General features: G+C 74.5%; 1 protein-coding gene and 1 pseudogene. Both read right to left on the reverse strand.

The window, feature by feature from the left end:
- Positions 1–714, reverse strand: a pseudogene (locus tag ABZ371_RS30605) (hypothetical protein); the annotation flags it as partial.
- A 237-nt stretch (positions 715–951) separates the two neighbouring features.
- Positions 952–3,270: a hypothetical protein gene (locus ABZ371_RS30610; protein ID WP_358685757.1), complete on the reverse strand. Its 2,319-nt coding sequence runs from the start codon at positions 3,268–3,270 to the stop codon at positions 952–954.
- Positions 3,271–3,328 lie beyond the last annotated feature (58 nt).

The raw sequence follows: 3,328 nt of genomic DNA on the forward strand, positions 1-3,328 counted from the left end.
CAGCAGACCGCCCTTTCCGGACCCGCCAGGACCGCTCCGGCGGCCTCCCAGGCCCCCGGAGGCACCAGCACCCGTGCGGGCGCCTCCAGCGCCGCCCAGGCCGCTGCTGCGCAGCCCTGAACGGGTGGATCCCGCACCCGCGTTGGGTCGGGGAGACTTCGTCAGCGATACGCCCCGGCCGGTCCCGGCTCGGGGCGAGGGAACGCCGCCGCCTCGTCCTGCGGGGCCGCCGCGCCCCTGGCCCCGGCCGCCGGAAGCACCGGGGGCGGAACTGCGGAGCTTCGATCCGGAGCGGCCGGTGCTGCCGAGCGCCGAGCGCTGACCGCCACCGCGGCCTGCGCCGAAACCGCTACCGCCCCCACGGCCGCCGCGACCGCCGCGACCGCTGCCGAGGGTGCCGTTGCGGGCGGCGCGGCGGGCGGCGACCACGGCGGCGAGGGCTCCGCCACCGGCCACCACTCCGGCAGCGGTCACCAGGCCGAGGGTTCCGGCCGCCCTGTACAGGGCGGCCCCGCTGGTGGCGGCAGCCTCGGTGCCGAACAGGGCCAGCGGCAGTGCCCGGACCGGAGCACGGGATGCCTTGCCACCGCTGTCCTTGCTGGTGTCGTCGGCGGGGGTCTGGTTGAGGGTGATCTCGATCGGGGTGGTCTGCCCGTCCGGGTCGGCCACCACCGTGGTGGGCTCGGGCGGTGCCTTCGTGCTGATGTCGGACACTGGTGAGGCTCCTTCGGGAGTAGGGCCGCTCCCGGCCGGGCCCTGAGAAAGCGGGCCGGGAGCGGCTGGCCGGCCTGACGGCCGTGGCCCGCTACCAGAGCCCCGCCCCGGCCGGCCCGGTGGAAGAGCCGGGCGGCAGGGGCGGGGAGCTGGGTGCGGCCATGCGCGGTCAGGACGTTCGGAGGGCGGCGGCGGGTTCGCGAACCTGCGCTTCTGGTTCGCGAACCCGGGTTCGGCTCAGCCCGCTGCGCGCTGGTTGTAGGCGTCGCGGGCGTCGTTGAGGCGGTGGTAGGCGGTGGTCTTGGTCATGCCGGTTCGCTCTTGGACGAGCGGGAGTTTGACGTTGTCGTAGCCGAGTTCGTCGATGAGGTTCAGAACCTGTTCGACCTGTTCGGCCTGTCGCTGGGAACGCTTGGTGAGGTTCGCGGTTCCGTTCCGGTCCGGTTCGCTGTTCGCGTTCTGCTGGTTCGGAACCCGCCCGTTGTCCGGGGCACCGCTGGTTCGTGGTGCGCCGGGGGGAAGGGGGGTTCCCTTGTTGCCGAACCGGTGGTTCGCGCCGGAGTGGTTCGGGTTCGGCGGCGGGGGGAGAGCGGGGCGGTTCGGGTTCAGCTCACCGTTCGCCTGGTTCGGTAGGTCGGTTCGGACTAGGTTCACGAAGAGGTTCGGAACCTGGCCCGGGTTCGGTGAACCGTTCAGCGGGAGAACCCGGTAGGTTGCCGGGAGCGGCGAACCCCGGCGTGCGGAGCGCAGGTTCTTCCGGTGGGTGAGTTCGCGTTCGGCGGCGTACCAGGTGTGGTTCAGGGTCGTCAGGGACGCGTCGGTGATCGCGAGGGACCAGGCGGTGAACGCGTGGCGCGGGTAGCGCAGCCAGCGCACCATGCCGATCGAGGGGCGGGCCTGGGCGACCTTGCCGCCGGCGCGGAGTGTGCGGCGGTGGAGCAGGGTTGCGTAGAGCTCCCACAGGGCCATGCCGACGATCGACATCGTGGCGAACGCCATGGCCTTGGGGGTGAAGTGCCAGTAGGTGACCTCCTGGACGAACTGGCGGGCCGCCGCGTCCCAGACCCGGGTGCCCGGCTGCGGCACCCCGGAGGCGTGCCAGAAGTTCATCAGCGCGGCGCCCATGGCGAAGATCCAGGTGGCTGCCCGGTACAGGGTGCCGGCGTCGCCGTCCTTGCGGGCCTGGTGGTACATCCAGCCCACGAAGGCGGTGGACAGTTCGAACGCGGCCGCGAACAGGACCGTCCAGGGCGCTTCCCAGCCGAGGATGTCCTTGGCGAATCCGGCCTGCCCGGTCCAGGCGACCGCCATCGGCGCGGTGATCGGCAGGATCACCAGCAGCCTCTCCGCGTTGACGAGCACGAACTTCTTCAGCCGCTCCGCCGGGGTCGGCTCCCCGGCCGGGGCGGCGGCCCGCAGCTCCCGGGTCTTTGCCGTACGGGCATCACGGGACTCGCGGCGCTGATCGCGTGCCTCGGTCTTCAGCCGCTTGCGCTCGACACGCCGCTCAGTACGGTCCAGGGCCCGCCGCATCCGCTCCTCGGCCTCCGCCGCCTTGTCGTGTGCGGCTTTGAGCGTGACCTCGGCGTCGGCCTCCCTCACCCGGGCGCGGGCCAGGACCTCGGCGGCCTCCTTCAAATCGGTGTCCTTCTGGGTGCCCGCCTTGGCGAGGATGCGGTCGGCCTCATCCCGGGCATGACGGGTGAGGCGCTCGGCGTCCTCGGCCGCCGTCGCCTTCAGCCGGGCGATGTCCTCCTCGGCCAGCTTCCGCACCCGCGCCGCCGACTGCCGGGCCGCTTCCTGTTCCCGCCCCGCGTCCTCGCGGAGCTGGGAGGCCTCGGCCTCGGCCCGCTCGCGCAGGCGCGCCGCTTCGGCCTCGGCCCGGCCCTCGACTTCGGCGGCGTCCTTCTCGGCAGCGGCCAGGATCTCGCCGGAGCGCCGCTCGGCTGCTGCGACCTGCCCGGCCGCCTCTGCCGCCGCGCTCTGCAGCCGGGCGCGGGCCGCCTCTGCCGCTTCGCGGGCCATCTGGTCTGCGGACTCGGTGGCGGCCTGGGTGATGCTGTCCGCCTCCGCGCGGGCCCGGGTCAGGATCTCCTCGGCCTCCTCACGCGCCGCGGCGACGATCTGCCCGGCCTGGTCCTTCGCCTGGGCCTCGATCTTGTTGGCGGCGACGGCGGCCTCGGCGCGCTGGCGGGCCACATGCGCGCGGGCCTCGGTGTGCAGCTGCTCGGCCTCCGTGCGCCCCTGCTCCTTCACGGCGACGGCATCACCGGCCGCCTCGGCCAGACGCCGGCCGGACTCCTCGACGACCTCGTCCAGCACCTGCCGGGCCATCGCCTCCGCATGCGTGCGGAGCGCCTCGGCCTCACGGCGGGCGTCCTCGGCCAGTGCAACCGCACATGCCTCGGCATCGCCCAGGAGGCGGGTGGTGTCGGCGTGGGCCTGGTCCAGGAGAAGGCCGGCGGCGTCGGCGGCCCGGTCGCGGGCGTCCGCGACAACCGGATCGGCCTCGCCCCGGGCCGGCGGCGCGGCCCCGGCCGGGGGGGCGGGGGCCACGGGCGGCGGGGTGGGGGGGGGGGGCGTGGGGGGGGGGGTGGTACGGGCCCGGGGCGGC

This window comes from Streptomyces sp. NPDC005899 (genome assembly GCF_040629645.1).
In the GTDB taxonomy this organism is placed as follows: Bacteria; Actinomycetota; Actinomycetes; order Streptomycetales; family Streptomycetaceae; genus Streptomyces.